General features: G+C 31.5%; 1 protein-coding gene. It reads left to right on the top strand.

Annotated features, from left to right (window positions below; translation table 11 throughout):
• The first annotated feature begins 137 nt into the window (after positions 1–137).
• A complete protein-coding gene (locus tag J5V48_RS09835) occupies positions 138–524 on the top strand; it encodes a 6-carboxytetrahydropterin synthase (protein ID WP_255557801.1) in 387 nt (128 codons plus the stop codon).
• Positions 525–626: the final 102 nt, after the last annotated feature.

The raw sequence follows: 626 nt of genomic DNA, 5'->3' as shown, positions 1-626 counted from the left end.
ATAACTTAGAGATTTAAAATAACTATTTAATTTTAAATAAGATCTTCGGCGTTTTGCTAAAGATCTTGGGTAAGAAATTCTATAATTTCTCCTATATTAAGAATAACAAAAAATAATTCTTAATAAGGAGACTTTTTATGAGAAGTATAGCCACTCTTGATCTTCAGTATGCACACAGATTCTATGGCTTCCAGGGCGAAGCTCAATATCTTCATGGACATACTGGCTGCCTTACCATTGAAGTTGAAGACACTATTGAACCTGGTGTAAATATGGTTTTTCCATGCAATGAAATTCAAAAAACTGCATGGGATGTACTAAAGAATTTTGATCATGCATTAATTCTTCGTGAAGATGATCCTCTTTTACCTGCAATTTTAGATGTTTATGAAAAGCAGGGGATAAAAAACGGCGCACCTTCAAATAAGATGAAAGGTGAAGCATTCAAGACTAAACTTGCAACAGCATATCCTGACTGCAGACTGGTTGTTACAAAGGAGACCATGACTGTAGAGGGTAAATAACAGTTTAATTGAATATATAAATAGATTATAATATCTAAATAATTATTTTTAGATTTAGACTTATGAATAAGATTATTTCAATAGGACAAGCAGCAAAATTAT

This window comes from Succinivibrio faecicola (genome assembly GCF_019448115.1).
GTDB lineage: Bacteria > Pseudomonadota > Gammaproteobacteria > Enterobacterales > Succinivibrionaceae > Succinivibrio > Succinivibrio faecicola.
Note: the sequence above shows the minus strand (reverse complement) of the source record. Positions and strands in the feature narration are given on the sequence as shown.

Coding starts and splice junctions, on each gene's coding strand:
- J5V48_RS09835 (WP_255557801.1), top strand. CDS start 138: ATGAGAAGTATAGCCACTCTTGATCTTCAGTATGCACACAGATTCTAT.